The organism is Erwinia pyrifoliae DSM 12163 (assembly GCF_000026985.1).
In the GTDB taxonomy this organism is placed as follows: Bacteria; Pseudomonadota; Gammaproteobacteria; order Enterobacterales; family Enterobacteriaceae; genus Erwinia; species Erwinia pyrifoliae.
Genome location: NC_017390.1, coordinates 264,196 through 283,599 on the forward strand (window position 1 = coordinate 264,196; position 19,404 = coordinate 283,599).

The 19,404-nt window shown below is 53.4% G+C and carries 11 protein-coding genes, 2 tRNA genes and 3 rRNA genes; 13 read left to right on the forward strand and 3 right to left on the reverse strand.

The window, feature by feature from the left end:
- The first annotated feature begins 64 nt into the window (after window positions 1–64).
- Together ubiD and fre are read left to right on the forward strand one after the other, a co-directional pair.
- Window positions 65–1,549, forward strand: coding sequence for a 4-hydroxy-3-polyprenylbenzoate decarboxylase (gene ubiD / locus EPYR_RS01225; protein ID WP_012666611.1), 1,485 nt, complete (start codon window positions 65–67; stop codon window positions 1,547–1,549).
- A 44-nt stretch (window positions 1,550–1,593) separates the two neighbouring features.
- A complete protein-coding gene (fre, locus tag EPYR_RS01230) occupies window positions 1,594–2,295 on the forward strand; it encodes an NAD(P)H-flavin reductase (protein WP_012666612.1) in 702 nt (233 codons plus the stop codon).
- Window positions 2,296–2,399: 104 nt separating this feature from the next.
- On the opposite strand, the gene fadA is transcribed toward fre, so the two are convergent.
- The gene (gene fadA / locus EPYR_RS01235; protein ID WP_012666613.1) at window positions 2,400–3,563 is read right to left on the reverse strand and encodes an acetyl-CoA C-acyltransferase FadA; all 1,164 of its coding nucleotides are present in this window, start codon (window positions 3,561–3,563) and stop codon (window positions 2,400–2,402) included.
- Window positions 3,564–3,573: 10 nt separating this feature from the next.
- Window positions 3,574–5,760 carry a fatty acid oxidation complex subunit alpha FadB gene (gene fadB, locus EPYR_RS01240; RefSeq protein ID WP_012666614.1) on the reverse strand — a complete coding sequence of 729 codons (2,187 nt, stop codon included), beginning with the start codon at window positions 5,758–5,760 and terminating at the stop codon, window positions 3,574–3,576.
- A gap of 185 nt (window positions 5,761–5,945) precedes the next feature.
- Here fadB and pepQ point away from each other — a divergent pair, with 185 nt between their 5' ends.
- From pepQ to birA, 11 genes are all read left to right on the forward strand, one after another.
- A complete protein-coding gene (pepQ, locus tag EPYR_RS01245) occupies window positions 5,946–7,277 on the forward strand; it encodes a Xaa-Pro dipeptidase (protein WP_012666615.1) in 1,332 nt (443 codons plus the stop codon).
- A complete protein-coding gene (locus tag EPYR_RS01250) occupies window positions 7,277–7,888 on the forward strand; it encodes an IMPACT family protein (RefSeq protein WP_012666616.1) in 612 nt (203 codons plus the stop codon). The genes pepQ and EPYR_RS01250 overlap by 1 nt, the downstream gene beginning before the upstream one ends.
- 28 nt (window positions 7,889–7,916) lie before the next feature.
- The gene (trkH, locus tag EPYR_RS01255) at window positions 7,917–9,368 is read left to right on the forward strand and encodes a Trk system potassium transporter TrkH (RefSeq protein WP_012666617.1); all 1,452 of its coding nucleotides are present in this window, start codon (window positions 7,917–7,919) and stop codon (window positions 9,366–9,368) included.
- 14 nt (window positions 9,369–9,382) lie between these two features.
- A complete protein-coding gene (gene hemG, locus EPYR_RS01260) occupies window positions 9,383–9,919 on the forward strand; it encodes a menaquinone-dependent protoporphyrinogen IX dehydrogenase (RefSeq protein WP_012666618.1) in 537 nt (178 codons plus the stop codon).
- Window positions 9,920–10,341: 422 nt separating this feature from the next.
- Window positions 10,342–11,881 (forward strand): 16S ribosomal RNA (locus tag EPYR_RS01265).
- 73 nt (window positions 11,882–11,954) lie between these two features.
- Window positions 11,955–12,031, forward strand: a tRNA-Ile gene (locus EPYR_RS01270).
- A gap of 151 nt (window positions 12,032–12,182) precedes the next feature.
- Window positions 12,183–12,258, forward strand: a tRNA-Ala gene (locus EPYR_RS01275).
- Between the two features lie 206 nt (window positions 12,259–12,464).
- A 23S ribosomal RNA gene (locus EPYR_RS01280) occupies window positions 12,465–15,462 on the forward strand.
- Between the two features lie 234 nt (window positions 15,463–15,696).
- Window positions 15,697–15,812, forward strand: a 5S ribosomal RNA gene (gene rrf / locus EPYR_RS01285).
- Together the 16S, 23S and 5S rRNA genes with 2 tRNA genes alongside form the textbook arrangement of a ribosomal RNA operon.
- A 258-nt stretch (window positions 15,813–16,070) precedes the next feature.
- A complete protein-coding gene (gene murB / locus EPYR_RS01290) occupies window positions 16,071–17,108 on the forward strand; it encodes a UDP-N-acetylmuramate dehydrogenase (protein WP_012666619.1) in 1,038 nt (345 codons plus the stop codon).
- The gene (gene birA, locus EPYR_RS01295) at window positions 17,105–18,067 is read left to right on the forward strand and encodes a bifunctional biotin--[acetyl-CoA-carboxylase] ligase/biotin operon repressor BirA (protein WP_012666620.1); all 963 of its coding nucleotides are present in this window, start codon (window positions 17,105–17,107) and stop codon (window positions 18,065–18,067) included. The genes murB and birA overlap by 4 nt, the downstream gene beginning before the upstream one ends.
- Window positions 18,068–18,093: 26 nt before the next feature.
- Here the strand turns inward: birA and coaA are convergent, their stop codons facing one another.
- Window positions 18,094–19,044 (reverse strand): type I pantothenate kinase, encoded by a 951-nt coding sequence (gene coaA, locus EPYR_RS01300; RefSeq protein WP_012666621.1) that lies wholly within the window; start codon window positions 19,042–19,044, stop codon window positions 18,094–18,096.
- Between the last annotated feature and the right edge of the window lie 360 nt (window positions 19,045–19,404).

The window sequence follows — 19,404 nt, forward strand, 5'->3', positions numbered from 1 at the left end:
ATTAGCCCTCAGCGCTGGATCGGCACTATAATGGCTCACTCACTGGCCGTACTGATGGAAAGTCATGAAATACCACGACTTACGCGACTTCATTTCTCTGCTTGAACAGCGTGGGGAATTAAAACGTATCAAACAACAGATCGACCCCGATCTTGAAATGACCGAAATTGCCGACCGTACGCTGCGTGCCGGTGGTCCGGCGCTGCTGTTCGAAAACCCGAAAGGCTACAGTATGCCGGTGCTTTGTAATCTGTTTGGCACCCCGGATCGCGTGGCGATGGGGATGGGCCAGGAAGATGTGAAAGCACTGCGTGATGTGGGAAGGCTGCTGGCCTTTCTGAAAGAGCCTGAACCGCCGCGTGGCTTCCGCGACTTTTTTGACAAAATACCGCAGTGGAAACAGGTATTAAATATGCCGACCAAACGGCTGCGCAATGCACCCTGTCAGCAGCAGATCTGGCAGGGCGATGATGTCGATCTGTCGCGCATCCCGGTGATGAAGTGCTGGCCGGGCGATGCCGCCCCGCTGGTGACCTGGGGGCTGACCGTGACGCGTGGCCCGCAAAAAGAGCGGCAGAATCTGGGCATCTATCGCCAGCAGGTGATCGGCAAAAACAAACTGATCATGCGCTGGCTTTCCCACCGTGGCGGCGCGCTGGACTACCAGGAGTGGTGCCAGCAGCATCCGGGGGAACGCTTCCCGGTTTCCGTGGCGCTCGGTGCCGATCCGGCGACCATCCTCGGTGCGGTGACGCCGGTGCCGGATACGCTGTCCGAATATGCCTTTGCCGGACTGTTGCGCGGCACGAAAACTGAAGTTGTTAAGTGCGTATCAAACGATCTCGAAGTACCTGCCAGCGCGGAGATTGTGCTGGAAGGTTATATCGATCCGGGTGAAATGGCACCGGAAGGTCCCTACGGCGACCATACCGGCTACTATAATGAAGTGGATGATTTCCCGGTATTTACCCTTACTCATATTACGCAGCGCCGTGATGCGATCTATCATTCTACTTACACCGGACGTCCGCCGGATGAACCTGCGGTGCTCGGTGTGGCGCTGAATGAGGTTTTTGTCCCGATTTTACAAAAACAGTTTCCGGAGATTGTCGACTTCTATCTGCCGCCCGAAGGGTGTTCCTATCGCCTGGCGGTAGTGACAATTAAGAAGCAGTATGCCGGTCACGCCAAACGCGTCATGATGGGCGTCTGGTCCTTTCTGCGGCAATTTATGTATACCAAATTTGTTATCGTTTGCGATGACGACGTCAATGCGCGTGACTGGAATGATGTTATCTGGGCGATTACCACGCGTATGGACCCGGCACGCGATACGGTTCTGGTAGAGAACACGCCGATTGATTATCTTGATTTTGCCTCGCCGGTTTCCGGTCTGGGGTCAAAAATGGGGATGGATGCGACGAATAAATGGCCTGGCGAAACACAGCGCGAGTGGGGGACTCCCATCCGTAAGGATCCCGCTGTTGTCGCCCGTATTGATGCGATCTGGGATGAGTTAGGCATCTTGAGTGATACACCAGCGCGCTGAAGCGTTGATGGTCAAATGATAATGACGACCCGACAGGGGAACGCATGACAACCTTAAGCTGTAAAGTGACCTCAGTAGAGGCTATTACCGATACCGTGTACCGTGTCCGTCTGATCCCGGAGGCTGACTTCAGTTTTCGTGCGGGTCAGTATTTGATGGTGGTAATGGACGAGAACGATAAGCGCCCGTTCTCTCTCGCCTCCACGCCGATGGAAAAAGACATCATTGAACTGCATATCGGTGCTTCCGAGCTTAACCTCTATGCCATGGCGGTGATGGAGCGTATTCATCAGCAGCGCCAGATTACCGTAGATATTCCTCATGGCGATGCGTGGTTACGTGAGGAGGGCGATCGTCCGCTGCTACTGATTGCGGGCGGTACCGGTTTCTCTTATGCGCGTTCCATCCTCCTGACGGCACTGGCGCAGCAGCCGGACCGCCATATTGCGATTTACTGGGGCGGGCGCGAGCTGAAGCACCTGTATGACCTGGATGAACTGAATGCACTGGCTGTCAGGCATCCGAACCTGAAGGTGGTTCCGGTAGTTGAACAGCCGGAAGAAGGGTTTACCGGCCGCAATGGCACCGTTCTGACCGCAGTTATGCAGGATTATGGCAGCCTGTCCGGGCATGATATCTATATCGCTGGCCGTTTCGAAATGGCGAAAATTGCCCGCGAACGTTTCTGTGCCGAGCGTGGTGCGCAGGAAGCGCACATGTTTGGCGATGCCTTTGCCTTTATCTGACGGGAAGGGGGAGCTTTGCTGTCCCCTGCTTTCATTCACAGGGATGAAAAACCGCCTTTACTGAAAGGCGGTTAACTGAAGTACCGTTGGACGGTATTAATCTGTCAGAGACGTTCGAATACGGTGGCGATCCCCTGGCCCAGCCCGATACACATGGTGGCAAGGCCGAATTGCTCATCGCGCCGTTCAATCAGGTGCAGCAGCGTGGTGCTGATACGTGCTCCTGAGCAGCCCAGCGGGTGGCCGAGTGCAATCGCACCGCCGTTCAGGTTGACCTTCTCGTCAAGTCTGTCCATCAAACCCAGATCCTTAATGCACGGCAGCGTCTGTGCGGCAAAAGCTTCATTGAGTTCAAACACGCCAATATCTGCGGTGCTCAGCCCGGCGCGCTTCAAGGCCAGCCGGGAGGCAGGAACCGGTCCGTAGCCCATCATCGACGGATCGCAGCCAACCACCGCCATTGAGCGGATGCGGGCGCGTGCTTTCAGACCCCGTTGCCGCGCCTGTGATTCACTCATTATCAGCATGGCGGCCGCCCCATCGGACAACGCCGAGCTGCTGCCTGCGGTCACGGTGCCGTTGATCGGATCAAAAGCCGGGCGCAATGCCGCCAGGCTTTCTACCGTGGTTTCGGGGCGAATGACTTCATCGGCGTCATAGCGTTTAAGCACGCCATCAGCATCATGGCCGCAAACGGCGACAATCTCGGCGGCAAAATGCCCGGCCTGGGTGGCTGCCGCAGCGCGCTGGTGGGAGCGGGCGGCAAACCGATCCTGCATTTCACGGCTGATACCGTGCATCCGCGCCAGCATTTCCGCGGTCAGACCCATCATTGCGGCGGCTTTAGCGACGCTGCGGCTGAGACCCGGATGGAAATCAACGCCGTGACTCATCGGTACGTGACCCATATGCTCTACGCCGCCAATCAGGCAGGTATGTGCATCACCGACCATAATGGCGCGTGCGGCATCATGCAGTGCCTGCATGGAAGAGCCGCACAAACGGTTGACGGTAGTGGCAGGAACAGAATGCGGAATTTCCGCCAGCAGTGCGGCGTTACGGGCAATGTTAAACCCCTGTTCCAGCGTCTGCTGTACGCAGCCCCAGTAAATATCATCCAGCGTGGCGGGATCGACGGACGGATTGCGGCTCAGCAGGCTCTTCATCAGACTCGCGGAGAGATCTTCTGCCCGCACATGGCGAAATGCGCCGCCTTTTGACCGACCCATCGGAGTGCGGATGGCATCAACAATGACAACTTTTTCCATTTTGCTTTCCTCACGCCGTTCTTAATGTTGTGTTATCCAGCGGAGTTGCCGGGGAATACCAGCTCACGCCTTTGGCCGCCTTTTCATGTATACGTTCCGGCACCTGATAGAGCGCGCCGAGCGCGCTGAAAGGCGCGGCGCGCGCGATATAGCTATCATTGCTTATGGTGTCGAGATAGCGGAAAGCCCCGCCGTGGAATGGCGGGAAGCCAAGACCATAAACCAGCGCCATATCGGCCTCTGCCGGGCTGGCGATCACGCCTTCGTCCAGGCATCGCACCACCTCATTGATCATCGGTATCATCATGCGATCCACAATATCCTCATCGCTGAACACGCGTTTTGGCTGGCAGACGCTTTGCAGCAGACGATCGGCTTCATCATCGGAGACTTTCTTAAGCTTGCCCTTGCTGTCGGTTTCCCAGCGCCAGAAGCCCTGCTGGTTTTTCTGCCCGTAACGGTTTGCCGCAAACAGGACGTCAATGGCATCGCGATAATCTTTCTCCATTCGCGCCGGGAACCCGGCGGCCATCACGCCTTGTGCATGATGCGCGGTATCAATGCCTACCACGTCCAGCAACCACGAAGGGCCCATCGGCCAGCCAAACTGTTTTTCCATGACTTTATCGATTTGGCGGAAATCGGCCCCATCGCGTAGTAACAGGCTAAAGCCGGCAAAGTAAGGGAACAGCACGCGGTTAACAAAGAAGCCGGGACAGTCGTTGACCACAATCGGCGTTTTGCCCATTTTGCTGGCCCAGGCCACCACTTTGGCGATGGTGGCATCTGCCGTTTTGCTGCCGCGAATCACCTCAACCAGCGGCATACGCGGTACGGGGTTGAAAAAATGCATGCCGCAGAAATTTTCCGGGCGGGTTAATGCTTCAGCGAGCTGACTGATTGGGATGGTCGAGGTGTTTGAGGCCAGAATGGCATCCGGGCGGATGTGGCGTTCTGTTTCTGCCAGCACGGTCGCCTTCACCTGCGGGTTTTCCACCACGGCTTCCACCACTACATCAACCTGCTCAAAACCTGCATAGTGAAGCACTGGCTGAATAGTACTCATGATGCCGGCCAGCTTGAGGCCATCAATTTTGCCGCGTATCAACTGCTTATTGAGCAGCTTTGCCGCTTCGCTCACCCCGAGCTTCAGCGCTTTTTCGCTAATGTCTTTCATAATGATGGGGATGCCTTTACAGGCAGATTGATAAGCAATGCCGCCCCCCATAATGCCTGCACCCAGCACGGCAGCACGCTCAGGAGCGTCGACCCCTTTTGCCAGTTTTTTGGCTTTGGCTTTCACTGCCTGGTCGTTAAGGAAGATGCCAACCAGAGCGCGAGCTCCATCAGAGCGCGCCAGCGGTACAAAGGCCGCCGTCTCCAGTTTCAGAGCTTCATCGCGCCTCAATTTTGCCGCTGCCTCAATGGTTTTCACCACGGTTAGCGGGGCCGGATAGTGTTTCCCGGCAGTTTGCAGCACCACCGCTTTGGCGGTGCTGAAACTCATTGCGGCTTCAATTTTGCTCAGTTTCAACGGCTCTAACTTGATCTGCCGGCGTTCACGCCAGGCTAATTGACCCGCAATGGCTTCCTTCAATACAGAAACAGCCGCCGCGTGGAGTTTATCCACGCTGACGACGGCATCTACCAGACCCACCTTTAAAGCCTGCATCGCATCAATATCTTTTCCGGCAGCGATCATTTCCAGCGCGCTGTCAGCACCCAGCAAGCGTGGCATACGCACCGACCCGCCAAAACCTGGCATGATGCCTAACCTGGTTTCCGGCAGCCCAATGCGTGCATCTGTACTGGCAATACGGTAATCGGTAGCGAGCACACACTCACAACCACCGCCCAGCGCGTAACCGTTAATGGCCGAAACGGTAGGCACCGGCAGATCCTCCATTTGGTTAAAGACGCCGTTGGCAAACGCCAGCCACTGAGCCAGCTGTTCCGCAGGCGCGGCGAAAAGTGACAGGAATTCCATAATATCGGCACCAACGATAAACGCCGATTTGCGCGAGCTGAGCAGCACTCCGCGCAACCTTGGCTGCTGTTCCAGCACCGAGATAGCTTCGCCCAGGCTGGCAACGGTTTGCGTATCAAGCTTATTCACCGAGCCTGGGGCATCAAAAACCAGTTCGGCTATGCCATCTTCCAGCCAGTTTAGGGAAAGGGTCTCGCCTTGGTAGAGCATATCTGTCTCCTGAACCGCGATAAGGGGATCTGGTCATACCAGATGACCTGAAGTGTGAGATTGATATTAATGATTTGCAAATATAACGTTGTGTATTTGCTGGCAGGATCACAGCTGCGGCAACACGGCATCCCCCCGCTGGCTGTGGTAAGATGACGACAATTTCGTAATCACGGAGACGGGGCATGGAGTCGTTAGTGACGCTCTATCAGGAGCATATTAAAACCCTGCAACAGCGCGCACAGCAGGTGCTGGCACGCCATAATCTTGATGCAATGTTGATTCATTCCGGGGAGTTACTCACGGTATTCCTTGACGATCATACCTATCCCTTCAAAGTGAATCCACAGTTCAAAGCCTGGGTTCCCGTTACCCAGGTGCCAAACTGCTGGCTGTGGATAGATGGCGTCAGCAAGCCTAAGCTGTGGTTCTATTCCCCGGTTGATTACTGGCATGACGTGGAGCCGCTGCCGAACAGTTTCTGGACGGGCGAAATTGATATTGTTCCACTGAAAAACGCCGATGATATTGCCCGACTGTTACCTGCACAGCGGCAGAACGTGGCCTGTATTGGCCCGGTGGCCGCGCGTGCTACCCAATTAGGCTTCAATACCGACGCGATTAATCCCCAGGGCGTCATCGACTTCCTGCATTACTATCGCGCCTACAAAACCGGCTATGAGCTGTATTGTTTGCGCCAGGCGCAAATGATTGCGGTAACCGGCCACCGGGCGGCGAAAGAAGCATTCAAAGCGCGGTTGAGTGAATTCGACATTAACGTGGCTTATCTCAGTGCCACCGGCCACCGGGACACGGACGTCCCGTACGGCAATATCATCGCGTTGAACGAGCATGCAGCGATATTGCATTACACAAAACTCGACCAGCAGCTGCCCGAAAAGCGCCGCAGTTTCCTGATTGACGCCGGGGCAGAATACAATGGCTATGCGGCCGACATCACCCGCAGCTATGCCGCAAGTGAAGGCAGCGAATATGCGCAGCTGATTAAAGACATGAATAAGGAAGAGCTGGAGCTGATCGCCACCATGAAAGCGGGCGTACGCTACACCGAATATCATCAGCAAATGCACTACCGCATTGCCAGCCTGCTGCTTAAACATCAGCTGGTGAACGGGCTTAGTGCGGAAGCGATGGTGAAAGAGGACCTCACCGGGCCGTTTATGCCGCATGGCATTGGTCACTTGCTGGGCTTACAGGTTCATGACGTGGCAGGCTTTATGCAGGACGATCGCGGTACGCATCTCGCTGCGCCGCAGCAGTATCCTTATCTGCGCTGTACCCGCGTGCTGGAGCCGGGAATGGTGCTGACCATTGAGCCGGGGATCTACTTTATCGCTTCTCTACTGGCTCCCTGGCGTGCCGGTAAGTTCAGCAAGTATTTTGACTGGGCGAAAATCGATGCGCTGAGAGCTTATGGCGGTATTCGCATCGAAGATAATGTGGTTATCCATAAAAATAGCGTGGAAAACATGACGCGCGACCTTCATCTGGCCTGATGGACGCTTACGATATCCCGGCAGAGCCGTGGAGCTTTAGCGAAGAGATAAAAAAAAGCCGTTTTATTACGCTGCTGGCTCATACTGATGGTGTAGACGAGGCGCGAGCCTTTGTCCAGCAGATCAAACAGCAGCATCCGGCAGCGCGGCACCACTGCTGGGCATTCGTCGCCGGGGCGCCTGATGATTCGCAGCAGCTGGGCTTTTCCGATGATGGTGAGCCGTCCGGTACCGCCGGTAAACCGATACTGGCTCAGCTGATGGGAAGCCATATAGGCGAAATCACGGCGGTGGTGGTGCGCTATTACGGCGGTATTATGCTGGGAACCGGCGGGCTGGTTAAAGCTTACGGTGGCGGTGTCCAGCAGGCGCTACGCCTGCTGCCTCGCCGGGTGAAAGTTCCCATGCTTACGTTCAGCCTTATCTGCAACTATGCGCAGTTAAGTGAAATTGAGCGCCTGGTGGCTCGCTTCGATGGACAGGTGCTCAACAGTGAGTTTCTGGAAAAAATTACGCTCACCCTGGCTTTGCCCCATGCGCGGGTGGCAGGCTTCAGGCAAAATTTGTCAGACTTCAGCCGGGGCACTTTGCAATTAGTCTCGCTTAAATAACATTTCACGTCAGGAAAGGAACGGCAGAATGCATTTTCGCGCCATTACCCGCATAGTGGGTTTACTGGTCATTTTGTTCTCAGGCACCATGATCGTGCCCGGACTGGTGGCATTGATCTACCGCGACGGTGCAGGGCGTGCATTCACCCAGACGTTTTTTATGGCGTTGATGATCGGCACGTTACTCTGGTGGCCGAACCGTAAAAAGAAAAGTGAACTGAAGCCGCGTGAAGGATTCCTTATCGTGGTCCTGTTCTGGACGGTGTTGGGCAGCGTGGGGGCGATGCCGTTTATCTTTACTGAACAGCCACACCTCAAGTTGACCGATGCTTTTTTTGAGTCATTTTCCGCGCTGACAACCACTGGCGCGACGACTCTGACAGGGCTGGATACATTGCCAAAGGCCATTCTGTTTTATCGTCAGATGCTGCAATGGCTGGGTGGGATGGGGATTATCGTGCTGGCCGTGGCGATCCTGCCTATCCTCGGCGTGGGGGGCATGCAGCTTTACCGTGCCGAAATGCCCGGTCCACTGAAAGACAATAAGATGCGCCCGCGCATTGCTGAAACGGCGAAAACGTTGTGGCTGATCTACGTTTTGCTAACCGTTGCCTGCGCGCTGGCTCTGTGGCTGGCCGGCATGTCGCTGTTCGACGCAATTGGCCATAGCTTCTCCACTATCGCCATTGGTGGCTTTTCCACCCATGATGCCAGCATCGGCTACTTTAACAGTCCGACCATAAATACCATTATTGCCGTTTTCCTGCTGATATCCGGCTGTAACTATGGTCTGCACTTTTCATTGCTCAGTGGACGTAACCTGCGCGTTTACTGGCGTGACCCGGAATTCCGCATGTTTATCGGCGTGCAGATTACGCTGGTAGTGATTTGTACCCTGGTGTTATGGTTCCATGATGTTTATCAAAGTGGGATGCAGACGCTCAACCAGGCTTTTTTCCAGGTTGTTTCGATGGCGACCACCGCTGGCTTCACCACGGACAGTATCGCGCGTTGGCCATTATTCCTGCCGGTATTGCTGTTGTGTTCCGCGTTTATCGGCGGTTGTGCCGGTTCTACCGGCGGGGGGCTGAAGGTTATCCGTATTCTGCTGTTGTTTAAACAAGGAACGCGTGAGTTGAAAAGGCTGGTGCACCCCAATGCGGTTTACACCATTAAGCTGGGTAATCGTGCCTTGCCTGAACGTATCCTTGAAGCGGTGTGGGGGTTCTTCTCTGCTTATGCACTGGTATTTATCCTCAGCATGCTGGCGATTATTGCTACCGGCGTTGATGACTTTTCGGCATTTGCAGCTGTTGCCGCTACGTTGAATAACCTTGGCCCAGGCTTAGGGGTCGTGGCGGATAACTTCACTTCGATGAATGACACGGCTAAGTGGATCCTGATTTTGACGATGCTGTTCGGGCGTCTTGAAGTCTTTACCTTATTAGTTCTGTTTACGCCAACATTCTGGCGTGAGTAAGCGAGAGTTGAATAATGAAAGCGCTAATCCTGTTTTCCAGCCGTGACGGTCAAACCCGCCAGATTGCCTTTTATATTGCTAATCTCCTTAAGGAGCAGCGTGAATGCGATGTTTTCAATATCCAACACGTTGACGATATCGACTGGGCGCAATATGACCGGGTGCTGATTGGCGCATCGATCCGTTATGGTCATTTCCAGCCGGTCGTTGCAAAATTTGTGAAAAGCAATCTCAACGCATTGCAGCAGCGCGCGAGTGGTTTCTTCTCTGTGAACCTGACGGCGCGCAAGCCGGAGAAGCGTACGCCGCAAACCAACGCTTACACGCGTAAGTTCTTGCTTCAGTCCCCGTGGGAACCCGACTGTTGCGCGGTTTTTGCCGGTGCATTACGTTATCCCCTATATGGCTTCTTCGATCGCACTATGATCCAGCTGATTATGCGCATGACCAAGGGCGAAACGGATACCAGTAAGGAAGTTGAGTACACTGACTGGCAACAGGTGAGCCGCTTTGCCCATGAATTTGCCGAATTATCCAGCAAATTGCAGTAAAAAAACGCGTTTCGATGAAAAATAAGGTGCTCAGGCATTTTTCTGCAATAAACGCTTGTCAGCCGTCAGAAACTCCCTATAATGCGCCTCCACTGACACGGAACAACGGCTTACNGGCCGGCGTGTTGAGAGGTTCAGGAAGTTCTGAACCGCCGGAAAAANCCCTCAAAAAGAGGTTGACTCCGAAGGAGNAAAGCGTANTATACGCCACCTCGCGACAGTACGCTTCAGCGACTTGTTGCACCGCTCTTTAACAATTTATCAGACAATCTGTGTGGGCACTCGCAGGATTGATATCAGCGCCGCAAGGCGCAAAAAATATCAAGCCTCATGAGTGAACACATAATGACATTCATTATGACGTTTTACGATTGAGCATCGCTGTCCTGTTTGTAAAAGCAGGTTTCAGCAAATCGAACTTTTAATTGAAGAGTTTGATCATGGCTCAGATTGAACGCTGGCGGCAGGCCTAACACATGCAAGTCGAACGGTAGCACAGAGAGCTTGCTCTCGGGTGACGAGTGGCGGACGGGTGAGTAATGTCTGGGAAACTGCCCGATGGAGGGGGATAACTACTGGAAACGGTAGCTAATACCGCATAACGTCTACGGACCAAAGTGGGGGACCTTCGGGCCTCACACCATCGGATGTGCCCAGATGGGATTAGCTGGTAGGTGGGGTAACGGCTCACCTAGGCGACGATCCCTAGCTGGTCTGAGAGGATGACCAGCCACACTGGAACTGAGACACGGTCCAGACTCCTACGGGAGGCAGCAGTGGGGAATATTGCACAATGGGCGCAAGCCTGATGCAGCCATGCCGCGTGTATGAAGAAGGCCTTCGGGTTGTAAAGTACTTTCAGCGGGGAGGAAGGGGGAAAGGTTAATAACCTTTTTCATTGACGTTACCCGCAGAAGAAGCACCGGCTAACTCCGTGCCAGCAGCCGCGGTAATACGGAGGGTGCAAGCGTTAATCGGAATTACTGGGCGTAAAGCGCACGCAGGCGGTCTGTCAAGTCGGATGTGAAATCCCCGGGCTTAACCTGGGAACTGCATTCGAAACTGGCAGGCTAGAGTCTCGTAGAGGGGGGTAGAATTCCAGGTGTAGCGGTGAAATGCGTAGAGATCTGGAGGAATACCGGTGGCGAAGGCGGCCCCCTGGACGAAGACTGACGCTCAGGTGCGAAAGCGTGGGGAGCAAACAGGATTAGATACCCTGGTAGTCCACGCCGTAAACGATGTCGACTTGGAGGCTGTTCCCCTGAGGAGTGGCTTCCGGAGCTAACGCGTTAAGTCGACCGCCTGGGGAGTACGGCCGCAAGGTTAAAACTCAAATGAATTGACGGGGGCCCGCACAAGCGGTGGAGCATGTGGTTTAATTCGATGCAACGCGAAGAACCTTACCTGGCCTTGACATCCACGGAATTTTGCAGAGATGCGGAAGTGCCTTCGGGAACCGTGAGACAGGTGCTGCATGGCTGTCGTCAGCTCGTGTTGTGAAATGTTGGGTTAAGTCCCGCAACGAGCGCAACCCTTATCCTTTGTTGCCAGCGATTCGGTCGGGAACTCAAAGGAGACTGCCGGTGATAAACCGGAGGAAGGTGGGGATGACGTCAAGTCATCATGGCCCTTACGGCCAGGGCTACACACGTGCTACAATGGCGCATACAAAGAGAAGCGACCTCGCGAGAGCAAGCGGACCTCATAAAGTGCGTCGTAGTCCGGATCGGAGTCTGCAACTCGACTCCGTGAAGTCGGAATCGCTAGTAATCGTAGATCAGAATGCTACGGTGAATACGTTCCCGGGCCTTGTACACACCGCCCGTCACACCATGGGAGTGGGTTGCAAAAGAAGTAGGTAGCTTAACCTTCGGGAGGGCGCTTACCACTTTGTGATTCATGACTGGGGTGAAGTCGTAACAAGGTAACCGTAGGGGAACCTGCGGTTGGATCACCTCCTTACCTGAAGATACCTTCCGGCGCAGTGTCCACACAGATTGTCTGATNAAAAAGTAACGAGCAGAAAAACCTCTACAGGCTTGTAGCTCAGGTGGTTAGAGCGCACCCCTGATAAGGGTGAGGTCGGTGGTTCAAGTCCACTCAGGCCTACCAAATTTCTTCTCATGCTGCGTTATGCACTCGGTCGTTTACTGTAGTAAACTTCCCTCCCGCATGCCTTGCCTGAAAAGAAATTGCATTTTCTCTTTATAAAGAAAATGCGACTCCTCATGAGTGGTAGAAAAAGGTTTCTGTCAGACCGTATGGGGCTATAGCTCAGCTGGGAGAGCGCCTGCCTTGCACGCAGGAGGTCAGCGGTTCGATCCCGCTTAGCTCCACCATATGGTTTTTCTGAATTCAATATTTCAGAGTGTACTGGTTAACAGTATGCTGCGAAGTATTATGCTCTTTAACAATCCGGAACAAGCTGAAAATTGAAACGACGTGTCGTGTTCATTCTCCGTAATAAGAATGAAGTTAACGACATGTTCGAGTCTCTCAATGCCTGCAACTGACAGACGTCTTTCGGGACGCTTGTGGGTTGTGAGGTTAAGCGACTAAGCGTACACGGTGGATGCCCAGGCAGTCAGAGGCGATGAAGGGCGTGCTAATCTGCGATAAGCGTCGGTAAGGTGATATGAACCGCAACAACCGACGATACCCGAATGGGGAAACCCAGTGCAATCCGTTGCACTATCATGTCATGAATACATAGTGGCATGAGGCGAACCGGGGGAACTGAAACATCTAAGTACCCCGAGGAAAAGAAATCAACCGAGATTCCCCCAGTAGCGGCGAGCGAACGGGGAACAGCCCAGAACCTGAATCAGTTTGTGCTTTAGTGGAAGCGTCTGGAAAGTCGCGCAGTAAAGGGTGACAGCCCCGTACACAAAAAGGCACTTATTGTGAGTTCGATGAGTAGGGCGGGACACGTGACATCCTGTCTGAATATGGGGGGGACCATCCTCCAAGGCTAAATACTCCTGACTGACCGATAGTGAACCAGTACCGTGAGGGAAAGGCGAAAAGAACCCCGGCGAGGGGAGTGAAACAGAACCTGAAACCGTGTACGTACAAGCAGTGGGAGCACCTTCGTGGTGTGACTGCGTACCTTTTGTATAATGGGTCAGCGACTTATATTCTGTAGCAAGGTTAACCGTATAGGGGAGCCGCAGGGAAACCGAGTCTTAACCGGGCGTTAAGTTGCAGGGTATAGACCCGAAACCCGGTGATCTAGCCATGGGCAGGTTGAAGGTTGGGTAACACTAACTGGAGGACCGAACCGACTAATGTTGAAAAATTAGCGGATGACTTGTGGCTGGGGGGTGAAAGGCCAATCAAACCGGGAGATAGCTGGTTCTCCCCGAAAGCTATTTAGGTAGCGCCTCGTGAACTCATCTCCGGGGGTAGAGCACTGTTTCGGCCAGGGGGCCATCCCGGCTTACCGATCCGATGCAAACTGCGAATACCGGAGAATGTTATCACGGGAGACACACGGCGGGTGCTAACGTCCGTCGTGAAGAGGGAAACAACCCAGACCGCCAGCTAAGGTCCCAAAGTCATGGTTAAGTGGGAAACGATGTGGGAAGGCCCAGACAGCCAGGATGTTGGCTTAGAAGCAGCCATCATTTAAAGAAAGCGTAATAGCTCACTGGTCGAGTCGGCCTGCGCGGAAGATGTAACGGGGCTAAACCATGCACCGAAGCTGCGGCAGCGGNCGTATCACCCGGGCACATTCACTATAGTGGATAACGATTGACGGAGCGCAGCGACGTCAATGCGCCCATNAAAGTCGAGTGGGCCTCGGGATACGTCCGTTGGGTAGGGGAGCGTTCTGTAAGCCGTCGAAGGTGGACNGTGAGGTCTGCTGGAGGTATCAGAAGTGCGAATGCTGACATAAGTAACGATAAAGCGGGTGAAAAGCCCGCTCGCCGGAAGACCAAGGGTTCCTGTCCAACGTTAATCGGGGCAGGGTGAGTCGACCCCTAAGGCGAGGCCGAAAGGCGTAGTCGATGGGAAACGGGTTAATATTCCCGTACTGGGTGTTACTGCGAAGGGGGGACGGAGAAGGCTATGTTGGCCGGGCGACGGTTGTCCCGGTTTAAGCGTGCAGGCTTGAGTTCCAGGCAAATCCGGAACTCTTTAAGGCTGAGGCGTGATGACGAGGCACCACGGTGCTGAAGTGACAAATGCCCTGCTTCCAGGAAAAGCCTCTAAGCATCAGGTAACATCGAATCGTACCCCAAACCGACACAGGTGGTCAGGTAGAGAATACCAAGGCGCTTGAGAGAACTCGGGTGAAGGAACTAGGCAAAATGGTGCCGTAACTTCGGGAGAAGGCACGCTGGCGCGTAGGTGAAGCGACTTGCTCGCGGAGCTGAAGCCAGTCGAAGATACCAGCTGGCTGCAACTGTTTATTAAAAACACAGCACTGTGCAAACACGAAAGTGGACGTATACGGTGTGACGCCTGCCCGGTGCCGGAAGGTTAATTGATGGGGTTATCGCGCTGCGAGAAGCTCTTGATCGAAGCCCCGGTAAACGGCGGCCGTAACTATAACGGTCCTAAGGTAGCGAAATTCCTTGTCGGGTAAGTTCCGACCTGCACGAATGGCGTAATGATGGCCAGGCTGTCTCCACCCGAGACTCAGTGAAATTGAACTCGCTGTGAAGATGCAGTGTACCCGCGGCAAGACGGAAAGACCCCGTGAACCTTTACTACAGCTTGACACTGAACATTGAGCCTTGATGTGTAGGATAGGTGGGAGGCTTNGAAGCGTGGACGCCAGTCTGCGTGGAGCCAACCTTGAAATACCACCCTTTAACGTTTGATGTTCTAACCTGGCGCCGTAATCCGGCGTGGGGACAGTGTCTGGTGGGTAGTTTGACTGGGGCGGTCTCCTCCCAAAGAGTAACGGAGGAGCACGAAGGTCAGCTAATCACGGTCGGACATCGTGAGGTTAGTGCAATGGCATAAGCTGGCTTGACTGCGAGAGTGACGGCTCGGGCAGGTGCGAAAGCAGGTCATAGTGATCCGGTGGTTCTGAATGGAAGGGCCATCGCTCAACGGATAAAAGGTACTCCGGGGATAACAGGCTGATACCGCCCAAGAGTTCATATCGACGGCGGTGTTTGGCACCTCGATGTCGGCTCATCACATCCTGGGGCTGAAGTAGGTCCCAAGGGTACGGCTGTTCGCCGTTTAAAGTGGTACGCGAGCTGGGTTTAGAACGTCGTGAGACAGTTCGGTCCCTATCTGCCGTGGGCGCTGGAAGATTGAGAGGGGGTTGCTCCTAGTACGAGAGGACCGGAGTGAACGCACCGCTGGTGTTCGGGTTGTCATGCCAATGGCATTGCCCGGTAGCTAAGTGCGGAAAAGATAAGCGCTGAAAGCATCTAAGCGCGAAACTTGCCTCGAGATGAATCTTCCCTGGGTCCTTGAGACCCCTGAAGGGACGTTGAAGACGACGACGTTGATAGGCCGGGTGTGTAAGCGCAGCGATGCGTTGAGCTAACCGGTACTAATGACCCGTGAGGCTTAACCTTACAACGCCAGAAGCGTTCTGGGTTGTGTTGAGGGACGAAGAGATATTTTCAGCTTGAACCGGATAAAGAATTAGCGGGAACGAGATTCGTTTCTGTGTCCGAGTATTTTACGTTGCGGCAAGGCGGCAACTGAGCCGAGTCGGCGGGAGCATACACGAGTATGTGACCGTTGCGAGCGAAGGAAGCCAACGCGGCAGCGGCGTAAAAGACGAAGGACAGAGCACAAAGAATTTGCCTGGCGGCTNTAGCGCGGTGGTCCCACCTGACCCCATGCCGAACTCAGAAGTGAAACGCCGTAGCGCCGATGGTAGTGTGGGGTCTCCCCATGCGAGAGTAGGGAACTGCCAGGCATCAAATCAGGCAAAAGGCCATCCTNCGGGATGGCCTTTTTGCGTTCTGAAGACCGAAGAACCCCATGCGAAAGCGCGGGGCTTTTTAGTTTTTCTGGCCGTTGGTCAAAACAGATTTTTACTCTTTTCGACTGTTTCAATGCATAGTTAATCAGGCATATTTGCATGCCGTGACCGCTATTCCGCGCGGAAAATCCTCAACTCGTTGTTGATGAATCGGGTACACTATCCGACGGTTTAATCTGCAAAGGTCGCATTATGTCCCGCCAGCAAAATTCATTAAAACCCTGGAACACCTTCGGTATTGATGCTTACGCTAACAAAATTAGTGTGGCAGACAGCATAGAAGCACTTTGCCAGTGCTGGCAGCAAAGCGTGCATCAGAAGGAGCCGGTACTGCTGTTGGGTGAAGGGAGTAATGTATTGTTTCTGAATGATTTTCATGGGCAGATTTTGATCAACCGGATCAAAGGCATCAGCATTACAGAGACAACTGATGCGTGGTTACTGCATGCAGGAGCAGGGGAAAACTGGCATCAACTGGTGGAAACCACGTTGGATAAAGGGCTTGCCGGGCTTGAGAATCTGGCACTTATCCCGGGATGTGTAGGTTCTGCCCCCATTCAGAATATCGGGGCCTATGGCGTCGAGCTGGAACAGGTATGTGAGTACGTGGATATCGTCTCTCTTGATGATGGCGTGTGCCAGCGGTTGAGTGCAGCTGAATGCCAGTTTGGCTATCGCGATAGCGTATTCAAGCATCATTACCGTGAAGGCTACGCCATTGTTGCCGTAGGATTCAAGCTTAACAAGAGCTGGCGGCCCGTACTTAGCTATGGGGATTTACGCAATCTTGACCCTCTGGCTGTTACGCCTAAACAAATATTTGATGCCGTTTGCCAAATGCGTCGTAGCAAACTGCCCGATCCTGACATCACTGGCAATGCGGGGAGTTTCTTCAAAAACCCGCTGGTAAGTGCAGCAATCGCTGCCGAACTGCATACCCGGTACCCTGATATTCCTCAATATCCACAAAAAAGTGGTGAGGTGAAACTGGCCGCTGGCTGGCTGATCGATCGCTGCTCGCTGAAAGGATTTCGAGTTGGTGGCGCAGCAGTGCATGAAAAGCAGGCGCTAGTGCTAATCAACACGGGTACCGCCACCGGACAGGATATTGTCGATCTGGCACGTACCGTACGTCAGCGCGTGGCGGAGAAGTTTAATGTATGGCTTGAACCCGAAGTGCGATTTATTGCTTCTCAGGGCGAAACAGACGCTGTAAAGGCTATGTCATGAAAGATAATACCGTACCGTTAAAGCTGATCCACATTCTGGCAGATGGCCAATTCCATTCAGGTGAGCAGCTTGGTGAGCAAATGGGCATGAGCCGGGCAGCAATTAACAAGCATGTTCATACATTGAAAGAGTGGGGGATTGACGTTTTTACCGTCACCGGCAAAGGCTACAGCCTGCCATTTACCATGCAGATGCTGGATGAAAAAGCGATTAATGCAGAGCTTGAAGATGGCCGGCTTGCAGTGATCCCGGTGATTGACTCTACTAATCAGTATTTGCTGGACAGAATGGCCAGTCTGCAATCCGGGGACGCCTGCGTGGCAGAATACCAGCAGGCGGGACGCGGCAGGCGTGGACGACAGTGGTTTTCTCCTTTTGGCTCTAACCTGTATTTATCGATGTACTGGCGTCTGGAGCAAGGACCGGCAGCGGCAATGGGATTGAGTCTGGTTATCGGCATTGTTATCGCCGAAGCGCTACAGCAACAGGGTGCTCCTGATATCAGAGTAAAATGGCCCAATGACATCTACCTGCACGAGCGCAAGTTGGCTGGTATTCTCGTCGAACTTACCGGTAAAACGGGAGATGCGGCACAAATTGTGATTGGAGCCGGAATTAACCTGGCGATGCGCGCTCCGGCACAAGACGTGATTAATCAGGGCTGGATAAACTTGCATGAAACGGGGTGTAATGTCGATCGAAATGCCCTTTCTGCGCTGATTGTTAATAAGATGCGCACGGCGCTGGCACAGTTTGAACAGGATGGCCTTACCCCATTTATTCAACGCTGGGCTGCGTTAGATAATTTCATTAATCGCCCGGTAAAACTGTTGATCGGCGATCGCGAAATCAACGGAATTGCCAGAGGCATAGATCAGCAGGGTGGCTTAATATTGGAACAGGATGGTGTCACCAAATCCTGGGTCGGCGGGGAAATTTCGCTTCGACCGCAGAGCTGACAGAGAGGAGCAATGCTCCTCTCTGGTTATTTTCTTAATCTGACCAGATCGACAGCGTGATCGGAGCTTTTCGTCATAATCAGGCTGGCGCGTTCGCGCGTGGGCAGAATATTCTCTTTCAGATTCCGGTAATTAATTTCATTCCACAGCTGGCTGGCAATAGCCACCGCCTCTTCTTCAGGCAGTTGCGCATAATGGTGGAAATAAGAATCTGGATCGGTGAATGCGCCCTGGCGAAATTTAAGGAAGCGGTTAATGTACCAGTGTTCCAGTAAATCTTCCGGCGCGTCGACGTAAATCGAAAAATCCACGAAGTCAGAGACAAAAACGTGATGAGGATCATGGGGATAATCCATACCGCTTTGCAAGACGTTCAGCCCTTCAAGGATCAAAATATCAGGTTGCTGAACAATTTTGTCGCCTGCCGGAATGACATCATAGATCAGATGAGAATAGACCGGGGCGGTAACCTGAGCGGCACCCGATTTCAGGTCTGAGACGAAGTTAACCAGGCGATGCATATCATAGGAGAGGGGAAAGCCCTTCTTCTTCATCAACCCACGTTCTTTCAGTACCGAATTTGGATGCAGGAAGCCGTCTGTAGTGATCAATTCAACGCGGCGATGCTCCGGCCAGCGGCTCAGCAAGGCTTGCAGCACGCGTGCAGTGGTGCTTTTACCGACGGCAACGCTACCGGCAATACTGATGATATAGGGGATTTTTTGTCCGTCAGTACCGAGGAACTGCTCAAGTACTGCCTGGCGCCGCAAATTAGAGCTGATATAAAAATTCAGCAGGCGAGAGAGAGGGAGATAGATCTCTGCCACTTCTTCTATCGAAAGGTCTTCGTTAATGCCCTTCAGTCGGGCAATTTCCTCCTCTGAAAGGGTCATGGGCACCGAGTCGCGTAGCGCAGCCCATTGGGTTCGGTTGAACTGTAAATAGGGTGTGGTTAACAGAGAGTCTTTTTTGCTCATATGCCTGCTTCTGTCAGCGATTTTACCCTTCGAAAAAGTTAGCGCACGATGTAACAGCAAGATTTGCTTGCCGCCAAGCAAAGCTACGAAGGGAAAGTTCATAAAACAATGGGCGGAGGTTACCACCAGACGGGCAGAAAAAAGAAGGAAAAAGATGCGCGGCAGCTGCAAACGTAACCGCGCCCGCATTAATGATAATTACCGCTGGCAATCAGAAGGTCAAACTGATTGAGCTTTAACTGCGCCAAGGCGCGGAAACCTGCTGAATATTATTTATCCAAATAAAACGTCTCTGAGCAAAGTGCTTCGTCAAACGAACTTTGGTTACGCGTTAATAATCAGATTGGGGTGATGAATATT

Bases quoted from the DNA above. Each gene is read 5' to 3' on its own strand.
- hemG (WP_012666618.1), top strand. From the start codon at position 9,383: ATGAAAGCGCTAATCCTGTTTTCCAGCCGTGACGGTCAAACCCGCCAG.
- fre (WP_012666612.1), top strand. From the start codon at position 1,594: ATGACAACCTTAAGCTGTAAAGTGACCTCAGTAGAGGCTATTACCGAT.
- pepQ (WP_012666615.1), top strand. From the start codon at position 5,946: ATGGAGTCGTTAGTGACGCTCTATCAGGAGCATATTAAAACCCTGCAA.
- fadA (WP_012666613.1), bottom strand. From the start codon at position 3,563: ATGGAAAAAGTTGTCATTGTTGATGCCATCCGCACTCCGATGGGTCGG.
- EPYR_RS01250 (WP_012666616.1), top strand. From the start codon at position 7,277: ATGGACGCTTACGATATCCCGGCAGAGCCGTGGAGCTTTAGCGAAGAG.
- coaA (WP_012666621.1), bottom strand. From the start codon at position 19,044: ATGAGCAAAAAAGACTCTCTGTTAACCACACCCTATTTACAGTTCAAC.
- ubiD (WP_012666611.1), top strand. From the start codon at position 65: ATGAAATACCACGACTTACGCGACTTCATTTCTCTGCTTGAACAGCGT.
- trkH (WP_012666617.1), top strand. From the start codon at position 7,917: ATGCATTTTCGCGCCATTACCCGCATAGTGGGTTTACTGGTCATTTTG.
- fadB (WP_012666614.1), bottom strand. From the start codon at position 5,760: ATGCTCTACCAAGGCGAGACCCTTTCCCTAAACTGGCTGGAAGATGGC.
- murB (WP_012666619.1), top strand. From the start codon at position 16,071: ATGTCCCGCCAGCAAAATTCATTAAAACCCTGGAACACCTTCGGTATT.
- birA (WP_012666620.1), top strand. From the start codon at position 17,105: ATGAAAGATAATACCGTACCGTTAAAGCTGATCCACATTCTGGCAGAT.